Annotated in this window: 23 protein-coding genes; 5 read left to right on the plus strand and 18 right to left on the minus strand. The window is 72.9% G+C overall.

All coding sequences use genetic code 11. The features are described from left to right. The first annotated feature begins 340 nt into the window (after window positions 1-340). Both E2B92_RS16470 and E2B92_RS16475 read left to right on the plus strand, forming a co-directional pair. On the plus strand, window positions 341-2,263 hold the full coding sequence (locus E2B92_RS16470) for a glycosyltransferase family 2 protein (RefSeq protein ID WP_126887313.1): 1,923 nt from the start codon (window positions 341-343) through the stop codon (window positions 2,261-2,263). Beyond that, the gene (locus E2B92_RS16475) at window positions 2,260-4,212 is read left to right on the plus strand and encodes a galactose oxidase-like domain-containing protein (protein WP_126887314.1); all 1,953 of its coding nucleotides are present in this window, start codon (window positions 2,260-2,262) and stop codon (window positions 4,210-4,212) included. The genes E2B92_RS16470 and E2B92_RS16475 overlap by 4 nt, the downstream gene beginning before the upstream one ends. 49 nt (window positions 4,213-4,261) lie before the next feature. Here E2B92_RS16475 and E2B92_RS16480 read toward each other — a convergent pair whose 3' ends face one another. The 14 genes from E2B92_RS16480 to E2B92_RS16545 form a co-directional block, all read right to left on the minus strand. After that, window positions 4,262-5,290, minus strand: coding sequence for a glycoside hydrolase family 6 protein (locus E2B92_RS16480; protein WP_126887315.1), 1,029 nt, complete (start codon window positions 5,288-5,290; stop codon window positions 4,262-4,264). Window positions 5,291-5,655: 365 nt separating this feature from the next. Further along, entirely contained in the window at window positions 5,656-6,327 is a 672-nt protein-coding gene (locus E2B92_RS16485; RefSeq protein ID WP_126887316.1) for a class F sortase, read from the minus strand. A gap of 2 nt (window positions 6,328-6,329) precedes the next feature. After that, window positions 6,330-6,917, minus strand: a complete 588-nt coding sequence (locus tag E2B92_RS16490; protein WP_185923659.1) for a hypothetical protein — start codon at window positions 6,915-6,917, stop codon at window positions 6,330-6,332. A gap of 124 nt (window positions 6,918-7,041) precedes the next feature. Continuing rightward, entirely contained in the window at window positions 7,042-7,821 is a 780-nt protein-coding gene (locus E2B92_RS16495) for an HAD-IIA family hydrolase (RefSeq protein WP_126887317.1), read from the minus strand. Window positions 7,822-7,903: 82 nt separating this feature from the next. Beyond that, window positions 7,904-9,439, minus strand: a complete 1,536-nt coding sequence (locus tag E2B92_RS16500) for an alkaline phosphatase family protein (protein ID WP_126887318.1) — start codon at window positions 9,437-9,439, stop codon at window positions 7,904-7,906. 150 nt (window positions 9,440-9,589) lie between these two features. After that, window positions 9,590-10,651: a 2-aminoethylphosphonate ABC transporter substrate-binding protein gene (locus E2B92_RS16505; RefSeq protein WP_126887319.1), complete on the minus strand. Its 1,062-nt coding sequence runs from the start codon at window positions 10,649-10,651 to the stop codon at window positions 9,590-9,592. A 14-nt stretch (window positions 10,652-10,665) separates the two neighbouring features. Then, window positions 10,666-11,463, minus strand: coding sequence for an ABC transporter permease (locus E2B92_RS16510; RefSeq protein ID WP_126887320.1), 798 nt, complete (start codon window positions 11,461-11,463; stop codon window positions 10,666-10,668). After that, window positions 11,444-12,301: a 2-aminoethylphosphonate ABC transporter permease subunit gene (locus E2B92_RS16515; protein ID WP_126887321.1), complete on the minus strand. Its 858-nt coding sequence runs from the start codon at window positions 12,299-12,301 to the stop codon at window positions 11,444-11,446. The genes E2B92_RS16510 and E2B92_RS16515 overlap by 20 nt, the downstream gene beginning before the upstream one ends. Then, window positions 12,298-13,350, minus strand: coding sequence for an ABC transporter ATP-binding protein (locus E2B92_RS16520; RefSeq protein ID WP_126887322.1), 1,053 nt, complete (start codon window positions 13,348-13,350; stop codon window positions 12,298-12,300). The genes E2B92_RS16515 and E2B92_RS16520 overlap by 4 nt, the downstream gene beginning before the upstream one ends. Further along, window positions 13,347-14,024 carry a phosphonatase-like hydrolase gene (locus E2B92_RS16525; RefSeq protein ID WP_235023849.1) on the minus strand — a complete coding sequence of 226 codons (678 nt, stop codon included), beginning with the start codon at window positions 14,022-14,024 and terminating at the stop codon, window positions 13,347-13,349. Before E2B92_RS16525 ends, E2B92_RS16520 begins: the two co-directional genes overlap by 4 nt. Before the next feature lie 2 nt (window positions 14,025-14,026). Next, window positions 14,027-15,139 (minus strand): TIGR03364 family FAD-dependent oxidoreductase, encoded by a 1,113-nt coding sequence (locus tag E2B92_RS16530; protein WP_126887324.1) that lies wholly within the window; start codon window positions 15,137-15,139, stop codon window positions 14,027-14,029. 125 nt (window positions 15,140-15,264) lie between these two features. Then, entirely contained in the window at window positions 15,265-16,029 is a 765-nt protein-coding gene (locus E2B92_RS16535) for a GntR family transcriptional regulator (protein WP_126887328.1), read from the minus strand. Window positions 16,030-16,190: 161 nt separating this feature from the next. Then, a complete protein-coding gene (locus E2B92_RS16540; protein WP_126887325.1) occupies window positions 16,191-16,967 on the minus strand; it encodes a hypothetical protein in 777 nt (258 codons plus the stop codon). 235 nt (window positions 16,968-17,202) lie between these two features. Next, complete coding sequence (locus E2B92_RS16545) at window positions 17,203-18,270, minus strand: ROK family transcriptional regulator (protein ID WP_126889315.1); 1,068 nt, start codon at window positions 18,268-18,270, stop codon at window positions 17,203-17,205. Between the two features lie 56 nt (window positions 18,271-18,326). On the opposite strand from E2B92_RS16545, the gene E2B92_RS16550 reads away from it, so the two are divergent. Together E2B92_RS16550 and E2B92_RS16555 are read left to right on the plus strand one after the other, a co-directional pair. Further along, window positions 18,327-19,394 carry a Gfo/Idh/MocA family oxidoreductase gene (locus tag E2B92_RS16550; RefSeq protein ID WP_126889314.1) on the plus strand — a complete coding sequence of 356 codons (1,068 nt, stop codon included), beginning with the start codon at window positions 18,327-18,329 and terminating at the stop codon, window positions 19,392-19,394. Continuing rightward, entirely contained in the window at window positions 19,391-19,861 is a 471-nt protein-coding gene (locus E2B92_RS16555; protein ID WP_126889313.1) for a heme-degrading domain-containing protein, read from the plus strand. The genes E2B92_RS16550 and E2B92_RS16555 overlap by 4 nt, the downstream gene beginning before the upstream one ends. 67 nt (window positions 19,862-19,928) lie before the next feature. Here the strand turns inward: E2B92_RS16555 and E2B92_RS16560 are convergent, their stop codons facing one another. From E2B92_RS16560 to E2B92_RS16575, 4 genes are all read right to left on the minus strand, one after another. After that, window positions 19,929-20,786, minus strand: coding sequence for a fumarylacetoacetate hydrolase family protein (locus E2B92_RS16560; RefSeq protein ID WP_126889312.1), 858 nt, complete (start codon window positions 20,784-20,786; stop codon window positions 19,929-19,931). Window positions 20,787-20,887: 101 nt separating this feature from the next. Next, a complete protein-coding gene (locus E2B92_RS16565) occupies window positions 20,888-21,580 on the minus strand; it encodes a YidC/Oxa1 family membrane protein insertase (protein WP_126889311.1) in 693 nt (230 codons plus the stop codon). Window positions 21,581-21,711: 131 nt separating this feature from the next. Then, window positions 21,712-22,020 carry a DUF6412 domain-containing protein gene (locus E2B92_RS16570; protein ID WP_126889310.1) on the minus strand — a complete coding sequence of 103 codons (309 nt, stop codon included), beginning with the start codon at window positions 22,018-22,020 and terminating at the stop codon, window positions 21,712-21,714. A gap of 22 nt (window positions 22,021-22,042) precedes the next feature. Continuing rightward, complete coding sequence (locus E2B92_RS16575; protein ID WP_443070284.1) at window positions 22,043-22,777, minus strand: class E sortase; 735 nt, start codon at window positions 22,775-22,777, stop codon at window positions 22,043-22,045. A gap of 65 nt (window positions 22,778-22,842) precedes the next feature. Between E2B92_RS16575 and E2B92_RS16580 the strand changes: the two genes are divergently transcribed. Beyond that, window positions 22,843-23,856 carry an SEC-C domain-containing protein gene (locus tag E2B92_RS16580; RefSeq protein WP_133087579.1) on the plus strand — a complete coding sequence of 338 codons (1,014 nt, stop codon included), beginning with the start codon at window positions 22,843-22,845 and terminating at the stop codon, window positions 23,854-23,856. Window positions 23,857-23,880 lie beyond the last annotated feature (24 nt).

A 23,880-nucleotide genomic window follows, 5' to 3' on the forward strand; every position in this document is an offset into this window, starting at 1 on the left:
CGCGTATGCCCGGTAAACAGTCCGTTTCACCCTTGCGATCAAGTGTGGCGGGCGTAGACCCTATCCTGGAGCCAATGCCCCTCAAGGGGGCATGAGGTTCGTGCAGTTGAGAGCGGTCCTGGGGGACGCTCCGACTGCGGGAACCGCGGGGTGGGGGCCCCGTTCACGGAGAGATGCCGTGACAGGCATCATGCAACCGGAAGGTCGTCTTTCTCTGTCTACAGGGACGGTGGCCTGCCACTGGTGCGTCGGGACACGCCGGTCCAAGGGGGGATCGCGCGCTCCGGACGGAAACGACACGACCAATCACGCAGTCAGCATGCGTGCGGGGGGAAGACTCATGACGTCGACGCCGACCGGCGCCCGGCAGGACAACGACCCGTCCAGGACCACCCAGCTCCGGGTTCCCCCGCAGCTCCGGACCGGCGGACCCCGGCAGCGCGCCGCCGCGAAGCCGCTGCCCCGGTACGACTACGAGCACTACAGCAGGCTCGCCGGTCCCCTCACCCAGCCGGACGCCAACAAGCCGTACAAGGTGCAGTACCGCTCGCTGATCTCGCAGGAGCCGCACCGCATCCGGATCGCCCTGATGCTGGCCGCCGCCCCGGTGCTGTCGCTGGTGCTGCTGGTCTGGCTGCTCCAGCCCTCGCACTGGACCGAGCGGGACTACCCGGCCTTCGACTGGCTGCCCGCGCTCGACATGGTGATGCTCGTCTCGATCGGCCTGATCGAGTTCTTCCGCTGCATGAACGTCCTGTCGAACGCGCACGCGACGCTGGTCGCCCGCGACCCCGTCCCGGTCGTGCCGGAGTCCGGCACCCGGGTCGCCTTCCTCACCTCCTTCGTCCCGGGCAAGGAGCCCCTGGAGATGGTGACGAAGACGCTGGAGGCCGCCGTCAAGATCCGGCACCGCGGTCTGATGCACGTCTGGCTGCTCGACGAGGGCAACGACCCCGAGGTCAAGGCCGTCTGCGAGCGCCTCGGCGTGCACCACTTCTCCCGCAAGGGCATCGCGAAGTGGAACCAGCCCTCCGGTCCCCACCGCGCCAAGACCAAGCACGGCAACTACAACGCCTGGCTGGACGCGCACGGCGACAACTACGACTTCTTCGCCTCCGTCGACACCGACCACGTGCCGCTGCCCAACTACCTGGAGCGGATGCTCGGCTTCTTCCGGGACCCGGACGTCGGCTTCGTCATCGGCCCGCAGGTCTACGGCAACTACGACAACTTCGTCACCAAGGCCGCCGAGTCGCAGCAGTTCCTCTTCCACGCGCTGATCCAGCGGGCCGGCAACCGCTACGGCGCGCCCATGTTCGTCGGCACGTCGAACGCCGTGCGCATCAGGGCGCTGAAGCAGATCGGCGGCCTGTACGACTCGATCACCGAGGACATGGCGACCGGCTTCGAGATCCACCGCCACAAGAACCCGGCGACGGGCAACAAGTGGCGCTCGGTCTACACCCCGGACGTGCTGGCCGTCGGTGAGGGCCCCAGCGCCTGGACGGACTTCTTCACCCAGCAGATGCGCTGGTCGCGGGGAACGTACGAGACGATCCTCAAGCAGTACTGGAAGGGCTGGTACTCGCTGCCGCCGAGCAAGCTCTTCAACTACACGATGATGATCATCTTCTACCCGATGTCCGCCCTGAACTGGATCCTCGCGGCCCTCAGTTGCGCGCTGTTCCTGGGCCTGGGCGCCTCGGGTGTGAACATCGACCCGACCGTGTGGCTGATGCTCTACGGCAACGCCTCGGCGCTCCAGATCGGCCTGTACGTCTGGAACCGCCGGCACAACGTCTCCCCGCACGAGCCGGAGGGCTCGGGCGGTGTGGCCGGCATGGTGATGTCCGCGCTGTCCGCGCCGCTCTACGCCAAGGCGCTGGTCGACTCCGCGCTGCGCCGCAAGAGCAAGTTCGTCGTCACCCCCAAGGGCGACTCGGCGAGCCCGGACCGGTGGTTCGCGACCTTCCGGTACCACTGGTACTTCATCGGGATCTTCGGCGCCTCGATGGCCGCCGGCTTCGCCTTCGGGCACTCGCACCCCGCCATGATCATCTGGGCGTCGTTCGCCACACTGATCACCGCGACACCGATCTTCGCCTGGCGGTACATGCTGCGCCAGGAGAAGAAGCGCCCGGCCCGGCACGGAGAGCCGTCGCAGCAGCCCGCACCGGCCGCGGACCACGCGCCGCAGGCCAAGCCGAGCTGGGCCGAGCAGAACGACACCATGCAGATCGCCCTTGGGGGACGTAACAAATGAGCAGCCTGCCCGTCCGGCCGAACCACCGGAGGAACCGCGCCCGTCGCATCCTGATAGGCACGGCGGTGGTTGCTGTGGTCGCCGGGTTCAATGGGCCGGCCCTGTACCGGTACGGCTCGGAGAAGTACCACGACTACAAGATCAACAAGCCGGAGTACAAGGCCGCCAACGGCCACTGGGACTTCCTCGACGTCCCCTCCGAGTTCCGGATCAACACCATCCACGCGGCGCTGCTGCACACCGGCAAGGTGCTGCTGATCGCGGGCTCCGGCAACAACCAGAAGAACTTCGACGCGAACAAGTTCGAGTCGGTCCTGTGGGACCCGAAGACGAACAAGTTCAAGAAGATCGAGACGCCCAAGGACATGTTCTGCTCCGGGCACACCCAGCTTCCCGACGGGAAGCTGCTGGTCGCGGGCGGCACCAAGCGGTACGAGAAGCTCAAGGGTGACGTCACCAAGGCCGGCGGCCTGATGATCGTCCACAACGAGGACCCGGACAAGCCGATCACCCTGCCGGCCGGGACGAAGTTCACCGGCAAGGCCAACGGCAAGACGTTCGTCTCCAAGGACCCGATCCTGGTGGAGAAGGCCGAGAAGATCTTCGACAAGACCACCGGCCGCTTCCTGCGCACCCAGCCGGGCCTGGGCCGGATCTACGTCGAGGCCGAGGAGTCGGGCAAGGAGTTCGAGACCGGCACCGAGGACAACTACAAGGTCGAGGGCCTCAAGGGCACCGACGCCCGCAACGTCTACGGCATGGCGCAGAAGCTCGCCCTGGACAAGAAGGACTTCCAGGGCATCAAGGACGCCTTCGAGTTCGACCCGGTCGCCGAGAAGTACGTCAAGGTCGACCCGATGAACGAGGCGCGCTGGTACCCGACGCTCACCACGCTCAAGGACGGCAAGGTCCTCGCGCTGTCCGGCCTCGACGAGATCGGGCAGATCGTCCCCGGCAAGGACGAGATCTACGACCCGAAGACCAAGACGTGGGAGTACACCGGGATCGAGCGCCGCTTCCCGACGTACCCCGCCATCTTCCTGATGGACAACGGCAAGCTGTTCTACTCCGGCTCCAACGCCGGGTACGGGCCCGCCGACGTCGGCCGTGACCCGGGCATCTGGGACCTGGAGACCAACAAGTTCGACAAGATCCCCGGCCTGAGCGACGCGGACCGGATGGAGACCTCCGCGACGGTCATGCTGCCGCCCGCCCAGGACCAGCGGTTCATGGTGATCGGCGGCGGCGGGGTCGGCGAGTCCCAGGAGTCCAGCGAGAAGTCCCGGCTGGTCGACCTGAAGGACCCCAGCCCGCGCTTCAAGGACGGCGCCTCCCTCGACCGGGGCACCCGCTACCCGAGCGCCTCGCTGATGCCGGACGACACCGTCCTGGTCACCGGCGGCTCGGAGGACTACCGGGGCCGCAGCGACTCCAACGTGCTGGAGGCGCGGACGTACGACCCGAAGACGGGCGCGTACACCCGCGTCGCCGACCCGCAGGTGGGCCGCAACTACCACTCCGGCTCGGTGCTGCTGCCCGACGGCCGCGTGATGATCTTCGGCTCGGACTCGCTCTTCGCCGACGCCGCCAACACCAAGCCGGGCGTCTTCGAGCAGCGCATCGAGATCTACACCCCGCCCTACCTCTTCCGGGACGCCAAGCCCACGATCACCGGCGGCCCGAAGAAGCTCCGGCGCGGTGCGAGCGGGGTGTTCGAGACCCCGGACGCGGCGAAGATCAAGACGGCGAAGCTGATGCGGCCCAGCGCCGTCACGCACGTCACCGACGTCGACCAGCGCTCGATCGCGCTGGAGATGAAGAAGACCGCCAAGGGCATCGAGGTCACCGTCCCGAAGAACCGGGCCCTCGTCCCGTCCGGCTGGTACATGCTCTTCGTCACCGACGACAAGGGCACGCCGTCCGAGGCGGTGTGGGTCGAGGTGCCGTAAGCGGCCCCAACGCGAACGAGGGGCGCCCCCGGCGGGGGCGCCCCTCGTCTCACTTGGTGTTGCGGGCCAGTTCGAGGGCGTACTCCGGGAACCAGTCCCCGGCCTTCGGTCCGCCCTTGCAGTCGCCGTCCGACTCACCCGGGCGCTTGATCCACAGGTAGGCGTCGACCAGCGGGTCGCCCGTCTTCGTCGTGGGCGTCTCGCCGAGGGCGCGGCCCGGCGGGTTGCACCAGTTCTCGGCCGGGTCGCCGCCGGTGTAGGGGCCGTTGCCGTTGCGGCTGGTGTCGATGACGAACGGCTTGTTGCCGACCTTCGCCGAGACCTTCTTGCCGTACTCCTTGCTGGCCGCGGTGGTCTGGAAGTTGGCCACGTTGACCGCGAAGCCGTCCGCCTCCCCCACGCCCGCCCAGATCAGCGGCTCGAAGATCTGGTCCGGCTTGCCCCAGCCGGCGTTGCCCGCGTCCAGGTACACCTTGGTGTTCGGCAACTGCTTCAGCCGCTTGACGGCGCCCTTGAGGAGGTCGTACCGCTCCTCGTGGTACTGGTCCTCGGTGCAGCCGTCCACCATGTGCATCACGGCGTCCGGCTCCACGATCACCGTGGCGCGCCGGTCACCGATGCCCTTGGCGACCTTGTCCAGCCACGCCCGGTAGGCGTTGCCGTCGGCGGCGCCGCCCGCGGAGTGCTGGCCGCAGTCGCGGTGCGGGATGTTGTAGAGGACCAGCACGGCGTCCCGGTCCGCCTTCGCGGCGGCCTCGGTGAAGCCCCGGGCGTCCTCCTCCGGCTGCTCCGTGCCGACCCATTCGCCCACCGGCTGGGAGGCGATCTTCCTGATGAGCTCGGCGTCCTGCTTCTTGCCGTCCCGGACATAACTGGCCACCTGCTGGGCGGCCTTGCTGCCGGGATTGACCCAGAACGGGTCGGTGGCCTTGGGCTGCTGGCTCACGCCCGGTGCGGCCTCCGGCTTCCCGCCGCCGGCGTCGGGGGAGGTACAGCCCGCCAGCAGCAATGCCGCCACCGCTCCCGCCCCCACCGCGACCGCCCTCACACGGGCGCGTCCGGTGCAACTGCCGTACATCCACTCCCCCTTGGGCGCACTGTCTGCGGGGCCACCCCCCAGGTGCCCCCTCCCGGACAACCCGGTCGAATCCATCCTGACACACGTGTCCGGAAAGCCACGAGGGCGGCCGCCCCGGACACCGCTCCCCCGTCACCCGTGCGCGGCCGGATCGCGACAGCCCGCCGGAGGGCCCCTGGAACGGGTCCGTGCGGCGCCCTACAGTGTGCGGGAACTTGCCGGACCATCCCCGGCCTCCCGCGCGATGCCGGGCTTCTCCCGCAGTCCGGGGTCACGCGGTCGAGGGCCGGCCCGGTCGACGGCCCGGGGGTGGGGTCCCCGGTGCGGCCGGGGAGGGGCCGTCGGCCGGGTCCGGTGGTGCGGCCTCAGGCGGCCGCGGTGCCCCCGCTGAGGTACGCGGAGACGACGACGTTCGCCGTGTAAGCGCCGGACGCGCGGTCGAAGGTGCCGCCGCAGGTGATCAGGCGCAGTTCCGCGCGGCCGGGCTGCCGCTGCCCGTACGCCTTCCTCGGGTCGAAGTCGCGCCGGTCGAAGACCCGCACGTCGTCGATGGTGAACTCGGCGACCGACCCGTCCGCGCGCTCCACCCTGATCCGTTCGCCGGGGCGGGCGGAGCTCAGGCCGTAGAAGACCGCCTGTTCCGTCTCGGTGTCGACGTGGCCGACGAAGAGGGCGGCGCCGTCCGTGCCGGGCTTCGCCCCGCCGGCGAACCAGCCGACGGTCTGCGCCCGCTCGTACGGGGGCGGGTCTATCGCGCCCGCCGTGTCCAGGCCGCGCGGGACGACCGGGGCGGTGATCCCCAGCGAGGGGACCTCCAGGCGCTCGGGCGCAGCCGGCTCCATCGGCGGGCGGGCCGGCGGCAGCGGGACGCCCAGGGGGCGGCCGACGGCGGCGACGTCTCCGGTGGTGGGGGCGGACAGGCCGCCGGGGCCGGCCGTGATGTCCTTGCCCCACAGCCACAGGCCCAGCAGCAGCAGGGCCCAGGCCACACCGGTGAGCAGCCGGCCGTGTCCGGCGGGGTGCCGTGCGGAGGACACGGTCAGTCCGCGCGGGTACGGCGACGGCGGCGCGTGCTGCGCAGCGCGACGGCGACGGCCGCGACGCCCGCCAGCACCAGGCCGATCACGGTGTGCGGGGTGCTGGGCCCCTGCTCCTCGGTGCCGCCCCTCGGGGCGTCGGCGGCCAGCACGGCGGTGCCCCCGCCACCGGCCCTGACCGGGGCGACGGGGGTGGGCGGCGCGTGGTGGGTGACGTGGACGGTCCCGGCGTCGTGGTGGTCCCGCCCGTCGCAGTGGACGGTGAGCGGGTACGTACCGGAGTCCAGGTGGGACTTGACGGTGGTGTCGCCGTGCAGCGGCCCGCCCTTGCCCTCCCGGCCGGAGAGCTCGGCGTCCGCGACGAAGGCCCTGGACCGCACCGAGCCGTGCTTGCCGTGGCAGCCGTGGACCTGGATGTCCACGTCACCGCCGGGTTGGGTGGTGGCCGGCACGACCAGGGCGGTGACCTTCCGGTCGTGCTCCTTCCGGCCGTGCTCCTCGCCGTCACCGGCGTACGCGGCCCCCGCGGCCGACAGTACGAGGGCGGTGGCCGCCCCCGCGGCACGGAGAGCAAACAGAGCTGAACGCATCGTGAACCTCCTGCACTGAAGATTCACCCCGTTCGCCGGTTTCCGCATCCGCAGGGGGGTCGCGACCGCCCGGTCCTTCACCCGATCGGGCGTCCTGACCTGGGCCGATGGGCCGTACGGGGGATCAGACGCGTTCGACCAGATCGGCGATCGAGTCGACGACCGTGGAGGGGCGGAACGGGTAGCGGTCCACGTCGGCCGGGGTGGTGAGCCCGGTGAGGACGAGGAAGGTCTCCATGCCCGCCTCCAGCCCCGCCAGCACGTCGGTGTCCATCCGGTCGCCGATCATGGCGCTGGTCTCGGAGTGGGCGCCGATGGCGTTCAGCCCGGTCCGCATCATCAGCGGGTTCGGCTTGCCCGCGAAGTACGGGTCCTTGCCGGTGGCCTTGGTGATCAGGGCGGCCACCGATCCGGTGGCGGGCAGCGGGCCCTCGGTGGAGGGGCCGGTCTCGTCGGGGTTGGTGCAGATGAACCGGGCGCCGCCGTTGATCAGCCGGATCGCCTTGGTGAGGGACTCGAAGCTGTAGGTGCGGGTCTCGCCGAGCACCACGTAGTCCGGGTCGTGGTCGGTGAGGATGTAGCCGATGTCGTGCAGCGCGGTGGTCAGCCCGGCCTCGCCGATGACGTACGCGGTGCCGCCGGGCCGCTGGTCGTCCAGGAACCGGGCGGTGGCCAGGGCGGAGGTCCAGATGTTCTCCACGGGCACGTCCAGGCCCATCCGGGCGAGGCGGGCGTGCAGGTCGCGGGCGGTGTAGATGGAGTTGTTGGTGAGGACCAGGAAGGGCTTCTCTGTATCCCGCAGCTTCTTGATGAAGGCGTCGGCGCCGGGGATGGGAACGCCCTCGTGGATGAGGACGCCGTCCATGTCGGTGAGCCAGGATTCGATCGGCTTGCGCTCTGCCATGGGGCGGGACTCCTGCCGTACAGGTTCGTGCATGCGTGCTGGGGACGCCGCGACAGCGCTGTGGCGACGCCCCCAAGCCTAATCAGGAAGCCGTGACCTTGACCCCGTCGATGGTCCAGTACCAGTTGTTGGCCCCGGTGTAGCGGAACCGGAAGCTGACGCTGGAGGCGCCGGAGGGGACGGCGACGCTCAGGGACTGGTGCTGCGAGATGACGTCGGAGGTGTAGCTCCTGACGAGGACGGGCGTGCCGCCGTTGAAGGAGGCGAGGACCTCGGCCCGCTGGCTGCCCTCCTGCCGGTAGAGGGTGGTGAATTCGAGCGTGGCCCTCGTGCTGCCGCCGACCGCGTACGCGGGGCTGACCAGGGTCGAGTCGTACGTACCGGAGAAGGACTTGTCGGCCCATTCGTCGGAGTCGGCGACCGCGAAGACGCCCCGGGCGCGGACGTTGAGCTCGCGCTGCTGGTCGCGCTGGGTGCGGCTCCAGAACTCGTCGGTGGCGAAGGACCAGCCGCGCCACTCGGTCATGCCGCCGGTGCCCATGGCGCTGTTGATGACGGACCAGCCGCTGGGCGGGGTGTGGGTGAAGCCGAGCACGCCCGCGGGGATGCCGGTCTCGTCGACGCGCTGCGTCAGGGCGGACTGGAGGGTGTCGAAGGGGTCGGTGGAGCGCTGCTGGATCGGCTTGCCGTCCAGTCCCCAGGCGGGGTCGGGGGTGATGCCGAGCTGGTGGAAGACGGTGGCGGCGACGTCGACGAGCCGGGTGTCCAGGGGGCGCGCGCCGGCCGCGATGCCGGGGCCGGTGGCGAGGACGAAGGTGCGCCGCTCCTCGATGGAGCTGCCGCCGTGGCCGCCCGCGTCGACGTGGCCGTGGTCGGTGGCGACGATGACGGTCCAGCGTTCGGTGGCGTACGTGGGGCGGGCCTTGATGGCGGCGAGCATCCGGCCGAGCTGGGCGTCCTGGACGGCGATGGCGTCCAGGTACTTCTGCCCGGTGCCGCCCGCGTGCGCGACGACGTCGGTGTTGCCCAGGTAGACGAAGAGCACGTCCGGGTTCTGGTCGCGCAGGACCGACTCGGTCTCGGCGGTGATGGTGGCGTCGTGGGCGACGTAGCCGTCGCGGTCGCCGTCGAGGACCAGTTTCGCGTCGGCGCCGGGGGTGACGGTGCCCTGGGTGTCCAGCGGCTTCCAGTCGACGGCGGCGTACGTGGACAGGGCGGGCCGCACCTGGGCGAGGCGGGCCAGGAAGCCGGGGTACTGCCCGTAGTTCTTGCCCGTGAAGGTGTTGTCGCGGACGCCGTGCTTGTCGGGCCAGACGCCGGTGGAGATGGTCGACCAGCCGGGGCCGGAGGAGGTGGCGGCCATGGGGTTGGCGTACAGCAGGGACAGGCCGTAGGTGCCGTCCCTCATCATCGCCTTCATGTGCGGGGCGTTGGCCGCGTCGATCCTGTCGTGGCGCAGTCCGTCCATCCCGACGACGAGCACCTTGTCGCTGCTGGTGCCGTTGGGGAGGGTGGGTGCGGCGGCGTGGGCGGACGGCGCGGCGGCGAGGGCGGTGGTCGCCGCGGTCGCGGCACCGGCGGCGAGGACGGTGCGGCGGGATATGCCGGGGAGCGGCATGGGGTTCCTCCGTCGAAGGTGTGGGCCTGCACGGGTGTACGTGCACGCCAACGCCCCCGGTTTCCGGGGGCGTTGGTCCGTACCCGTTATCCTTCCGCTACCTTCCGCGGGGCACCAGGTACGTGCGGTGAACGATGGGCTTCGCGTCGGCTAGCCGCCCGTTGCGGTCTTCCACGCGTCGATGTACGAGGGCAGGTTCGCCTCGATGTCCTTCCAGTCGGGTTCGAAGACGTCGACGCCCTCCATCAGCCGCGCCAGTGCGATGGCGTTGGCGTCGGCGGGCTTGACGTCGGCGCGGGCGGGGAAGCCGCCGCCGATGGCGCTGACCTGGCGCTGTGCCCGCTCACCGAGCATGAAGTCGAGGAGCTTCCTGCCGTTGTCGGCGTGCGGGGCGTCCTTGACGAGCCCGGCGGCGTACGGGAGGGCGAAGGTGGTGGGCCTGCCGCCCTGCCGGGCGGGGAACCAGATGCCGAGGTTGGGCATGGACCGGCCTTGCGCGAAGTTCATCTGGACGTCACCGTTGGCGACGAGCAGCTCCCCCTTGTCGACCTTGGGGGCGAGCTTGGAGGTGGAGGACGACGGGCCGACGTTGTTGGTCTGGAGCTTCTTGAGGTACGCCATGGCGGGTTCGCGGCCGCCGAAGTCGTGCATGGCCTTGATGACGACGGCGGTGCCGTCGCCGGCGACACCGGGGGTGGAGTACTGGAGCCGGTCCTTGTACCTGGCGCCGAGGAGCTCCTCCCAGGTGGTGGGGGCCTTGGGGAGTTCCTTCTTGTTGTGGATGAACCCGAAGTAGTTCTTGACGACGGAGGTCCAGGTGCCGTCGGCGGCCTTGTCGGCGCCGCTCACCCGGTCGGAGCCCTTCGGCCGGTAGGGCTGGAGGAGGCCCTTGGAGCCGGCCTGCTGGATGAAGGGCGGGAGGGTGACGATGACGTCGGCCTGGGTGTTGCGCCGCTCGCGGACGGCGCGCTGCACCATCTCGCCGGAGCCGCCCTCGACGTACTCGACCTTGATGCCGGTCTCCTTCTCGAAGTCCTCGAAGACCCGGTCGTACCAGCCGTCGCCCTTCTCGCCCTTGAGGCCGTCGGCGCTGTAGACGGTGACGACCTTCTCGTCGGAGGCGGTGGAGGTGGAGCCGCAGCCCGTGAGCGCGGCGGCGAGGAGCAGGCTGCCGGTGAGGGCGGCGAGCGGCCTGGTGGTGTGCGTAAGCATGACGTCGTTCTCTCCTAGCGGTAGGAAGCGCGGGTACGGACGCGGGAGACGGCGAGCAGGACGAGGAGGGTCGTCGCCATGAGGACGACGGCCAGGGCGGAACCGGTGAACAGGGAGCCCCGGTCGGTGGCGGTGAAGACGAGCACCGTCAGCGGCAGCCAGTCCGGGGGGTAGAGCATCATGGTGGCGCTCAGCTCCCCCATGGACAGGGCGAAGCAGAGCCCGGCGGCCGCGTTCAGGGACGGCAGCAGGAGCGGCAGTTTGACCCGCAGCAGTACACGGACGGGCCGGGCGCCGAGGCCGGCGGCGGCCTGCTCGTACATCGGGTCCAGGCGAACGAGGGCCGCCGACACGGACTGGTACGCGAAGGCCGTCACCAGCACGGTGTGGGCGAGGATCACGATCCAGCGGGTGCCGTTGAGCAGGAACGGCGGCTGGGAGAACGCCACCAGGACCGCGAGGCCGACCACGACGGAAGGGACGGCGACGGGCAGCATGAACAGCGCGTCGAGGGTCCGCCGCCCGCGCTCCTTCAGGGACGCGGCGGCCAGGGCGGCCCAGGTCCCGACGACGAGGGCGAGGACGCCGGCGGTCACGGCCGTGACCAGGCTGGTGGTGAGCGCCTGGAGCGACTCGCCGCGCCCGGCGGCGGCGTAGTGGCCGGCGGTCGGGCCGGAGGGCAGGGCGCCGGACCAGTGGGTGGAGAACGACGCGGCGAGGACGACCAGCAGGGGGACCGCGAAGAGCGGCAGGAACAGGACGGCGAAGAGGGCCCAGGCGGCCCACCTGCCCCTAGCGCTGTGCACCAGCACGACGGTTCACCACCCGGTACAGGGCGTACAGCCCCACGGAGATCGCGATGTTGACGACCGCGACGACGCACGCGGCCGGATAGTCGGACTCGAGGATCGCCTTGCCGTAGACGAGCATCGGCAGGGTCGTCACCCCCTTGGCACCGGTGAACAGCACGATGCCGAACTCGTTCAGGCACATGACGAGGACGAGGCTCCCGCCCGCCGCGAGGGCGGGCAGCGCCTCGGGCAGGATCACCCGGCGGACGATCCGCGCGGGACCCGCGCCCAGCGAGGACGCCACCTCCACCTGCGCGGTGTCGAGCTGGGAGAACGCGGCGAGCAGCGGGCGCATCACGAAGGGGGTGAAGTACGTGATCTCGGCGAGCAGCACCCCCCACGGTGTCGTCAGGAACCGGAACGGCCCCTCGGCGGCCCCGGTGACGTCCGTCCACAGGCCGTTGGCCATGCCGACGGTGCCGTAGACGAAGAGGAGGGCGAGCGTGATCAGGAAGGAGGGGAAGGAGAGGAAGACGTCGATGAACCTGGCGACCGCCCTGCTCCCGGGGAACGGCACGAACGCGACGACGAGCGCGAGCGCGAACCCGAGCACCAGGCACCCGGCGGTAGCCCCGCCGGCCAGCCACACGGTCGTGACCAGGGCGTCCCGGAACGCCCGGGAGGCGAAGACGTCCGCGTACGCCCCGGGCGCCAGGGACTCCCGCACGACCAGCCCCAGCGGGTACAGGAACACCAGCCCGAGCACCGCGACGGGCGGCAGGGCCCACACCCAGCGCGGTACGCCCCTCACCTCCCGGCCGCCCGTGGCCGGCGGGGCCGGCAGTGGCAGCGCGCTCATGGCGTCACCCCGGCCGCCAGCAGCACGGCGTCGTCCGGCGCGAAGTGCAGCGTCACCTCGGCCCCGAGGCGTGGCGGGTCCCGCAGCTCGCGGAGGTCGGCCATCACCCGGTGGCCGCCGACGTCGACGTACAGCCGGTGCGTGGCGCCCCGCCACTGGACCTCCGCGAGCGTGCCGCGCAGGGCGTTGGGGCCGTCGCCCAGCCCGACGAGGTGCGGGCGGACGCACAGGGTGGCGCCCGCGCCCGGCACCGCGCCCGCCGGGACGGGGACCTTCAGCTCCCGGTCGGCGAACCGGACGGCGCCGGGTGCGACCGTCACGGGCAGCAGGTTGGCGTTGCCGACGAACGACGCCGTGAACTCCGTACGCGGCCGCCGGTACAGCTCCTGGGGCGTGCCGCAGTCCCGCAGCCGTGCCCGGTCCATGACGGCGATCCGGTCGGCGAGCGTGAGCGCCTCGACCTGGTCGTGGGTGACGTAGAGGACGGACACGTCCGGCAGCTCGCGGTGGAGCCGCGCCAGTTCGGCGAGCATCCCGGAGCGGAGCTGGGCGTCGAGCGCCGACAGCGGCTCGTCCAGCAGCAGCACGCCCGGCCGGATGGCGAGTGCCCGGGCGATGGCGACGCGCTGCTGCTGGCCGCCGGACAGCTCGCGCGGGTGGCGCCGGGCGTAGGCGGCCATGCCGGTCAGCTCCAGCGCCTCGGTGACCCGGGCCGGTATCTCGCCCTTGGGCACCTTCTGGGCGCGCAGCCCGAACGCCACGTTGTCCTCGACGCGCATGTGCGGGAAGAGCGCGTAGTTCTGGACGACCATCCCGATGCCGCGCCGGTGCGGCGGAAGGGCGGTGACGTCCCGCCCGCCGATGAACACCCGCCCCGAGGCCGGGCGCACGAACCCGGCGACGGCGCGCAGTGCGGTGGTCTTGCCGGAGCCGGACGGGCCGAGCAGGGCCATGACCTCGCCGGGTTCGACGGTCAGGTCGAGCGAGTCGAGGACGACGTTCCCCCCGTACGCGACCGAGACGTTATCGAAGCGGATGCCGCTGGTCATGACTCCACCCGGGCCAGCAGCTCGGGCAGATCGGCGACCGAGCCGAGGACGTGCGTGGCGCCCGCCCCGCGCAGCGCGGCGGCGTCGTGCGCGCCGGTCAGCACACCGGCGACGACGCCCGCTCCGGCGCGTACGCCGCTGAGCATGTCGTACGAGGTGTCCCCGGCGACCGCGACGTCCCGGACGCCGTCGGCCGCGCCGGTGCGCAGGAGGGCGGCGAGGACCATGTCCGGGTGGGGGCGGCCGCGCCCACCGGGTGTGTCGGCCGGGCACAGCGTCAGCCCGACGAGGTCCCGCCAGCCGAGCGCGTCGAGGATGGCGTCCTGGGTGACGCGGGCGAACCCGGTGGTCAGGACCACCGTGCGGCCCTGGTCGCGCAGTGCGCGGACGGCGTCGGCGGCGCCCGGCACGGGGGCGATCCGACCGGCGGCGACGAGCGCGCCGTACGCCTCCTCGAAGGCGGTGTTGGCCCGCCGCGCGCGGTCCTCGTCGCCGAAGAGGTGGCGGAAGACGGAGATCTTGGACTCGCCCATGGTGGCGCGGACGTGGCCGAGCATGTGCGCGTCCGGCTCGGTGCCCACCGCGCGGGCGGCCGCGGCGAAGGCCTCCTCGACGAGGCCGCCGTCGGCGACGGTGGTGCCGGCCATGTCGAGGACGACGAGTGTGATCGTCATGGTCACCATCCCAGGTCGTTCGCGGTCGTCTCGGCGATGGCGGGCGAGCAGGTCATGCCGCGTCCGCCGGGGCCCGTCACCAGCCACACCCCGTCGCGCACCCGCTGGCGGTGGACGACGCGGCGGGTGTCGGCGCACTGCGCGTACACCCCGGCCCAGCGGCGGCGGACCGGCGGCAGCGGGCGGCCGAGGAGGGACTCGACGACCCGGGTGAGGTGCTCGTAGGGGTCCTCGAGGGTGTCGAAGGCGAAGGGGTGCTCGTACTCGTGGGTGTCGCCGATGGTCAGCCCGCCGTCGAGGCGCTGCACCATCAGCAACTGCATCCGGTGCGCGGCGGCGACCGGTTCCTGTGCCTGGCCGGCCTCCAGGGCGGCCGAGTCGTACGCCGGGTAGTAGCGGAAGCTGTCGGCGTCGGCGACGGAGGTGGTCAGCGGCTCGCCCAGCGGGGCGGTCTGCATCATCTGGAGCCGTACGCGGCGTACGGGGACGTCTCCGGCGACCTCCCGGACGAGCCCGCCGAGCCACGCGCCGGTGCACAGGACGACCACGTCGCCGGTGTGGACGTCCCCGTGGTCGTCGCGCACCGCGTGCTCGCCGACGACGTCGCGGACCTCGCGGCCGGGCAGGAAGGTGTACCGCCCGGAGGCCACCAGGGCCTTCCGCAGCGCGAGCTGGGCGGTGCGGGGCTCGACGGCCGCGTCCCGCTCGCACCACAGGGCGGCGCGGAAGTCGCCGCGCAGGGCGGGGTTGATGGCGCGGGCCTCGTCGGCGGTGACCAGCCCGAAGCCCCGGGCGGCCGCGTCGGGGCGGGCCACCGCCGCCTCGGCCACGGCCAGTTCGAGGTCGGTGCGCACGGGGGTGAGCGACCCGATGGGCCGGAAGCCGAGCTCCGGGACGCGGGCGCCGATGCCCTCCCACAGCTCCCGGGCGCGCAGGGCGGTCCGAAGCTCCTCGCCCCCGGCGCGGCCGCTCACCCATATCTGGCCGAAGTTGCGGAGGGAGGCGCCGCGCGCCTCGCTCTCGCGCTCGATCTGTACGACCTCGTGGCCGCGTTCCACTGCGTGCCAGGCGTGCATGGTGCCCACCACGCCGGCTCCTACGACGATGACTCTCACGCCGGAAACGGTCGTGGCGGCGGGTGGCGCGGGCGGGTCGGTCCGGCGACGGGACGGTGAACGCGCCCTCAAGCTTGGCCTAGACCCGTTACCTTTCCGTGACATGCTGCCGGGGGCGTGTGCGCTTACTCCTGGGACCCGAGGCGCGTGGTGAAGCTGAACCGGTCGCCGCGGTAGAGGGTGCGCACCCGCTCCAGCGGGCGGCCCGCCGTGTCCCGCGAGCGGCGGTGGAGCAACAGCATCGGCAGGGCGGGCGGGGTGCCGATCAGCAGCGCCTCGCGCGGGGTGGCCAGCACGGTCTCGATGCGCTCGTCGGCGTCGCCGAAGGAGATGCCGAGCCGTTCACGGAGGTAGGCGTAGAAGGACGAGTCGGGGTCGAAGTCGGCGTCCAGGCGCGGGACGCGGGCCTCGGTGACGTACGTGCTCTCCAGGCCGACCCGCTCGTCGTCGGCGAGCAGCACGCGCTCCATGTGCCAGACCGGCTCACCGGGCTCGGTCCCGAGGTCGGCGGCGAGCGCGTCGGGGCAGGGGAACCGGTCGAGCGTGACGAGGTTGCGGCCGGGACGGCGGCCCTGGCGGCGTACGCCCTCGGTGTAACTGGCCAGCGACAGCGGCTGTTCCAGCTTGGGCCCGGCGACCACCGTGCCGCGCCCCTGGCGGCGCAGCCGGCCCTCCAGCAGCAGCTCGCGCAGGGCCTGGCGCACGGTCTCGCGGGAGACCTCGTACCGCACGGCCAGGTCGCGCTCGGCCGGCAGCGCCCGCCCCTCGCCCAACTCGTCGATGAGCGCGGCGACATGGGCCTTGACCGCGTAGTACTTGGGGATGCGGCCGTGCTCCGGGATGCCGGAGCGGACGGGCGCACCGGGTGCCTGGCCCTGGGGGTAGTCCATGGTGTCCACGGCCCGGATGTTCGCAGACGCGGGTGAACGGGAAGGTGAACGCGCTGTGGCCGGTCAGCCCCTGCGGTCCCGTGGCCGGTCGGGGCGTGGGTTTTGAGGCCGGTCGGCCCCGGCGGTCCGGGGGCCGGCGACCCCGGCGGTGCTGTGGCCGGTCAGCCCCTGCGGTCCCGGATGCGGCCCGCGAGGGCGAGCGTCCCGGCGCCGAGGAGGAAGGCGAGGACGGAGGCGCCGGCCACGATGAGGACGTTGCGGCCGGTCCTCGGCAGCTCCTCGGCGAACTCGCTCGCGGGCTCCTCGTCCGCGAGGGTGAACCGGTAGTCGGCGGACTCGCCCACCCAGTCGCCGTCGCCGCCGCGCCGCTGGACGATCGCGGCGTTGGCGGTCACCGTGTCGGGCCGGGCGTCGGAGGTGAAGGCGAGCCGGACGGGCACGGTGACGGTCCGGCCGGGCGGGACGGTGAAGCCGCGGAAGCGGTCGGCGCCGATGCCCCGGTCGTCGTCCAGGACGCCGACGAGTTCGCTCTCGTCGGTCTGCTCCACGGTGACCGGGTACTGGCGGCCGCCGCTGCCGCCCTCCCCGTAGAACTCGAGCTGCACCTGGCCGGGCTTCAGGGTGCGGGTGCGGTCGGTGAAGACGATGACGGGGTGGATGTTGCCGCACGGTTCGGTGGTGGTGTTGGTGAGCTGGACGGTCCACGTGTGGAAGCCGCCGCCGGGGCGGTAGGCGGCGGGGCCGCCGCTGATGCGGGTGCGGATGGGGAAGTCGGCGGCGGAGGGGCTGCCGCAGGTGGGCTGCCGGTCGGGGGCGGCGGCCTCGAAGGCCCCGGTCCCGTCGGCCCGCGTCCCCGTGTGGGGCGGGGCGGCCGCGCCGAGCGCGAGTACGGCGACGGCGACGGTGGCGCCGAGGGCGGTGGCGTTGCGCAATCGCATGGGAAACCTTTGGCGGCGGGTGGACGGTCGTGCCCGGGAAACGTCCCCCGCCGGCACGGCGACACACCGATGGGGCGGCGCGGTCCCGCCGTACGGCGGCGCGGATGCGCCCGGACGGCGCAACGCGGCGGGCGGCGGGCGGCGGGCGGCGGGCGGCGGGCGGCCGGTGGCCGCGCCGGGTGGTGGCCGCACCGGGTGGTGGCCGCACCGGCCGGTGGCCGCACCGGCCGGGCGGCTACCGCCCGAACACCGGCGCCAGGATGAGCTGGGCCGCGCCCTCCGCGACCGGGTGGGCCGAGCCCTCCGCGAGGGAGACGGGCACCGCGGGGTCGCCCCCGCGCCGGGCGCGCTCCTCCAGCACGGCGCGCACGCCCCGCAGGAACGGCTCGGCCGCGCCGGTCACCACCCGGCCGCCGAGCAGGACACGGTCGATGTCCAGCAGCTTGACGAGGTTGGCCGCCCCGGCGCCCAGCACCCTGGCCGCCCCGTCCAGGTCGCCCCGCGCGACCGCGGCCAGGCACAGCGCCTCCAGGCACCCGCGCCCGCCGCACCCGCACACCGGGCCGTCGAGCTGGATGGTCTGGTGCCCGAACTCGCCCGCCCCCGTCCGCGCGCCCCGGTACACCGCGCCGCCGAGGACGAGGCCCGCGCCCAGCCCCGTACCGAGGTGGAGGTACGCGAACGAGTCGCCGCCCGCCCCGTTCAGGGCGAGGTTCAGCGCCGCCGCGTTCGTGTCCTTGTCGAGCACCACGGGCAGGCCGAGCCGCCGGGCGAGCGCCTCGCGCAGCGGGAAGCCGTCCCACTCGGGGAAGCCGGTCACCCGGTGCGGAACGCCCGCCGCGTGGTCGAGCGGGCCGGGCATGGCGACGCCGACCCCGAGCACGGTCCGCGTGGCGAGCGCGGCGACCTCCCCCGCCGCCACCTCCATGACGACCTCGGCGCCCGCCCCCAGGTCCAGCGGGACGACGCTCGCGGCGACGACGACGCCCGACAGGTCGACGAGGACCGCGGTCAGCTCGTCACGGTCCAGGTGCAGGCCCACGGCGTGGGCGGCACCGGGGGCCAGCCGCAGGACGGTGCGCGGCTTGCCGCCCGTGGAGGCGCGCCGCCCCGCGTCGACGGCCAGCCCCTCGTCCCGCAGCCGGGCGGTGATCTTGCTGACGGCCTGCGGGGTGAGCCCGGTCCGCTCGGCGAGTTCCAGCCGGCTGGCGCCGTCCTCGCCGGCCGTGCGCAGCAGGCCGAGAACGAGCGCGGCGTTGTGGCTGCGGAGGGCCGGGAGGTTCGCACCCGAGTCGCTGTTCACGGTCCCATTGTGGCGCCCGCTTGCACTTTGGCAACAGCGTTGCTTAAGTGGCGGGCATGACTGGACGACCGCTGCGCGTCGGACTCGTCGGCTACGGCCTGGCGGGCTCCGTCTTCCACGCCCCGCTGATCACAGCGACCGAGGGCATGGTTCTGGACACCGTCGTCACGTCCAGCCCCGAGCGGCAGCGGCAGGCCCGTGACGCGTTCGGCGACGTCCGCCCCGCCGCGTCGGCGGACGAGCTGTGGGCGCGGGCCGGGGAGCTGGACCTGGTCGTCATCGCGTCCCCCAACAAGACGCACGTGCCGCTCGCGACCGCCGCCCTTGAGGCCGGCCTCCCGGTCGTCGTCGACAAGCCGGTCGCCGGCACGGCGGCGGAGGCGCGCGCCCTCGGCGCGCTCGCCGACGAGCGCGGGCTGCTCCTGTCCGTCTTCCAGAACCGCCGCTGGGACAACGACTTCCTCACCCTGCGCGCCCTCCTCGACCGGGGCGAGCTGGGCGACGTACAGCGCTTCGAGTCCCGCTTCGAGCGGTGGCGGCCCCGGCTCAAGGGCGGCTGGCGCGAGTCCGGGAAGCCGGAGGAGTTCGGCGGGCTGCTGTACGACCTGGGCAGCCATGTCGTCGACCAGGCGCTGGTGCTCTTCGGCCCGGCCGCGCAGGTCTACGCCGAGTCGGACGTACGCCGCGAGGGCGCCGAGGCGGACGACGACACGTTCATCGCGCTCACGCACACCAGTGGCGTCCGCTCCCACCTGTACGTCAGCGCCACCGCCGCCCAGCTCGGCCCGCGCTTCCGGGTGCTGGGCTCACGGGCCGGGTACGTGAAGTACGGCCTCGACCCGCAGGAGGCCGCCCTGCGCGAGGGCGAGCGACCGGGCCTCGGCTGGGGCATCGAGCCCGAGTCGATGTGGGGCACGCTGGGCGCCGGCGAGTCCCCGCGGACCGGCGGCGGCACCCCGGTCCCGTCCCTGCCGGGCGACTACCCCGCCTACTACGCCGCCATCGCCTCCGCCCTGCGCGACGGCACGCCCCCTCCGGTCACCGCCCACGAGGCGGCCGCGGCGCTGGACGTCCTGGAGGCGGCGCGCCGCTCGGCCCGCGACGGTGTGACGGTGACCCTGTGACCACGGCGCCGGACATCACGGAGCTCGAGGCCCAGCAGGCCCGCCTCACGCTCCCCCGCTTCACCCACGACGACGCCTGGGCGCTCGGCACCCTCCTGGTGGACCTGGCCCGGGAGCGCGGCGCCCCGGTCGCCATCGACATCCGGCGCGGCGGACAGCAGCTCTTCCACGCCGCCCTGCCCGGCTCCAGCGCGGACAACGACGCCTGGATCGACCGCAAGCGCCGTGTCGTCGAGCGGTACGCCGAGAGCTCCCTGCTCGTCGGCGCCCGCTTCCGCGCCAGGGGCAAGTCCTTCGACACGGACTCCCGGCTGGACCCCGACCGTTACGCGGCCCACGGCGGCTCGTTCCCGGTCACGGTGACCGGCGCCGGTGTCATCGGCACGGTCACCGTCTCGGGGCTGCCGCAGCTCGAGGACCACGCGCTGGTGGTCGAGGCGCTGGAACGCCTCGCCGGCGCCCTGTGAGCCGGCGGGCCACCCCCCTCCCCCGAGGGGTGGCCCGCCTCTTCCCTTCCTTCCGCGCCCCGGGCGGTCAGGCGTCCTTCAGCTCCTGGCGCTGACGCCCGAGCCCCTCGATCTCCAGCTCCACCACGTCCCCGGCGCGCAGGAACGGCTTCGGCTCCGGCTGCCCCATGGCCACGCCCGCCGGCGTACCGGTGTTGATGACGTCACCCGGGTACAGCGTCATGAACTGGCTGACGTAGCGCACCACTTCCCCCACGGAGAAGATCTGGTCGGCCGTGGAGCCGTCCTGCTTCAGCTCGCCGTTCACCCACAGCTTCAGCGACAGCGCCTGCGGGTCCGGCACCTCGTCGGCCGTCACCAGCCAGGGGCCGAGCGGGTTGAACGTCTCGCAGTTCTTGCCCTTGTCCCAAGTGCCGCCGCGCTCGATCTGGAACTCGCGCTCGGAGACGTCGTGCGCGACCGCGTACCCGGCGACGTGCAGCAGCGCGGCCTCCTCGGAGTCCACATAGCGGGCCGTACGTCCGATGACTACCGCGAGCTCGACCTCCCAGTCGGTCTTGCGGCTGCCGCGCGGTACGAGCACGGTGTCGTCCGGGCCGACGACGGTGTCGGGCGCCTTGAGGAAGACGACCGGCTCGGCCGGGGTCGCCTGGCCGGTCTCGGCGGCGTGGTCGTGGTAGTTCAGCCCGATGCACACGACCTTGCCGACGCCGGCCACCGGAGGGCCGACGCGCAGCCCGGCCGGGTCCAGTTTCGGCAGGACACCGGCGCCCGCGGCGGCCCGGATGCGGTCGAGCGCCGAGGTGTCGGAGAGCAGGTTCCCGTCGATGTCCGAGACGATGCCCGACAGGTCCCGCAGGGTCCCGTCCTGGTCGAGCAGCGCCGGGCGCTCGGCGCCCGCCGTACCGACGCGCAGCAGCTTCATGGTCTTCTCCCTGTGGTCGAGGTGGACCCCGGCCGATGGAGTGCGGCCATCGGAGGATTGGTCGATCCTCCAAGACATCGGACCACCCCGCAAGACCCCGTTCACACCGTGGACGTGTCCCGGTACAGGTAGGCCCGCTCGGCGGCGGTCCACAGGGTGCTCGTGACGACGTAGAGGCCGGCGGCGAGGGGGACGACGGCGACGGTGACGAGGGTCCCGAAGGACAGCAGCGGCATCACCTTCCCCATGCCCGCGCCCAGCCCCCCGGCCATGCCCTCGCCGAGCTCCACCATCTGCGCCCTGGTCCGCCGGTACGTGTACGTGGCGACGGCGGCGACGATCACGAACAGCGCCACGTACACCAGCCCGGCGGGCCCGAACACCCCGCCGTCCGCCAGGGCGCCGAGCCACCGCCCGCCGAGCGGCGCGGCGAGGAGCGAGTGCCCGGCCATCGTCCCGCCCGAGAAGAGGTGGTACATCAGCAGGAAGGCGGGGGCCTGCAGCAGGCTCGGCAGGCATCCGGCGAGCGGCGACACCTTCTCCCGGGCGTGCAGCTCCAGCACCGCCCGCTGCAGCCGCTCGGGGTCCTTGGCGTGCTTCCTGCGCAGCTCGGCGACCTGCGGCGCCAGCCGCGTACGCGCCTTCTGGCCGCGCGCCGCGGCCCGCGACAGCGGGTGGACGGCGAGCCGTACGAGCAGGGTGAAGACGACGATGGCGGCGGCGGTGGCGGAGGTGGCGAACAGCGGCTGGAGCAGCCCGGCGAGCTGTTCGACGAGCGAGGCGAAAACGGACATGGAAGGGAGCCCTCCGAGGGGTCTCGTCGTACCGGAAAAGGGACTTTCGGCATGACGAGCCGCGCGGGCGGAGCGGCGGAGCACCCGTGGGAAACGGGAGAACCTGACGAACCCGGCGGGAAGCCGGGACCCTACGCGGCCGTCGGAAGGAGACGGCCGGGCGCCCGGGGCCGCCGGCGCCCGGAGGCGTCGGGATCGCGCTGCGGCAGGAAGGCGGTGCGCTGCTCACGGTCGCGTATGGCCGTGCGCACCCGGGTCGGCGGCACGGCGGGCACGCGGCGCGCGGCGATGACGGCGCAGGCGACGAGCGTGGAGCCGACGGCGGCGAGCGCCACGGCGGCGGAGAGGGCGCCGCCCTCGGCGTACAGGCCCTCAGAGAAGAGGAACAGCAGGAAGCCGATCAGGCCGCAGCGCGCCAGCGGCGTGACAAGACGACTCATGATCCCCTCCCCTCTCGCCCCTCTAACGTGGCCGCGCCGCGCGGAGTTCCCCCCACACGATGAGCCGGTACGCAGAACTGTACTCGGGTGTGCAGGTGGTGAGCGTCACGTAGTGGCCGGGCCTGCTGTGGCCCTTGGGCACGGGCGCGATGACGGCGGTGTCCCGGGGCGAGGTCCGCGCCAGCGTGGCGGTGACGGCGTAGGTGAAGACCGCGTCCCGTGTCTCCACGATGATCGCGTCGCCCGCGCGGAGCCGGTCGATGCGGCGGAAGGGCTCGCCGTGGGTGTTGCGGTGCCCGGCGAGGGCGAAGTTCCCGGCCTGGCCGGGCTGCGCGGTGCCGGGGTAGTGGCCGGCGTACCCCCGGTCGAGGAGGGCCCTGCCGACGCCGCGTCCGACGGGTACGGCGAGCCGGAGGGCGGGGACGCGGAGGACGGCGTACGCGGGAGCCGGCCGTTCCCCTTCCGCGGAGGGCCGCGCGGGAGGCGCGGCACCGCCCCGGCCCTCCTCCCCCACCGAGGGCGACGGGCGGGGCGGCACCGCGGCCCGCGCTCCCCACTCCCGCTCCAGCGCGTGGACCTGCCGCTGGGCACCGGCCCTGGCCTGCTGATTGGTCCACCAGAACTGGTGGACGACGAGGAGCAGCAGCACCACCCCCACCGTGACGGCGAGCTCCGCCCCGGCCCACATCCCCCGGGCGAGCGCCCGGCGCCACCCGCCCCGCCGCCGCCGTACCACCACCGGTATCCGCTCGCGCACGCGGGCACCCTAGGCGCTGCCCCGACAACCCACCAGACCCGCCGCACAGCAGTACGGTGTCCCCCATGCGCCCCGACACGCCTGCCGATCACATCACCGAAGCCGAGCGTCTGCTGCGCACCGCGACGCAGTACCCCGAGGACCGCGAACCGCTGCTCCTCCGGGCGGCCGCCCACCTGGAGCTGGCCGGTGCCCGCGCCCGCGCGGCGACGCTGTACGACGACCTCCTCGCCATGACGCCGCCCCCGGAGAACCCGCACCTGGTCAAGGCCCTGAAGGCGGCCAACCTCTGGGAGTACGGCCACGAGGCCGAGGCCCGCGCCATCATCGACGGCATCCGGGCCACGCCCCCTGCCGACCCGGCCGCCTGGGAGATCGTCGCGGAGACGCTGGAGGCCCACGACGAGCTGGAGCCCTCCGAGGCGGTCTTCACCACCGCCGTGACCAGCCTGATCCCCTCACCGGACGACGAGGTCCCCTATCCCACGCAGTCCCTCCTCATGGGCCGACACCGCGTGCGCCGCCTGCTGGGCCTGCGCCACGACGACTGGGACGTCCTCGCGGACCGCCTCCACACCGGCGCGGTCCCGCTGGACGAGCTGCACGACCCCAAGCGCCTGTGGTCCCTGGGCTCCTCCGACCCGGCCGAGCTCCAGGCGGAGATCGCCCGCCTGCGCAGCGAGCTGGGCTCCTACCGCACGGCCCTCTCGCGCCCCTTCCCGGTGGCGGTCCTGCTCTGGCCGGCCGACGAGCTGACCGAGCTCCTCGCCGCCTACCCGGAGCTGGAGTCGGAGTACCCGACCCACGCGGCCCACCTGACCGACCTCGAGGCCTCCCTGCGCGAACTCGCCGCCGCGGGCACCCCGAACCTGGGCATCGTCCAGGGCACGGTCCCCTCGTACGAGGCCTTCGCCGCCTCCGAGTCCACCTCCCCCGCCAACGCGGCCCTCCTCCCCCAGTACGCCACCACCCTCGCCGCCCGCGGCCGCGCCACCCCCTGGCCCCCCGCCCGCACCTCCCCCTGCTGGTGCGGCTCGGGCACGCCCTACGGAGACTGCCACGGGACTGCCCGAATCTGACCGGCCATGAATAGGAGCGTTTCC

Source organism: Streptomyces sp. WAC05374, assembly GCF_004353505.1.
Classification (GTDB): domain Bacteria; phylum Actinomycetota; class Actinomycetes; order Streptomycetales; family Streptomycetaceae; genus Streptomyces.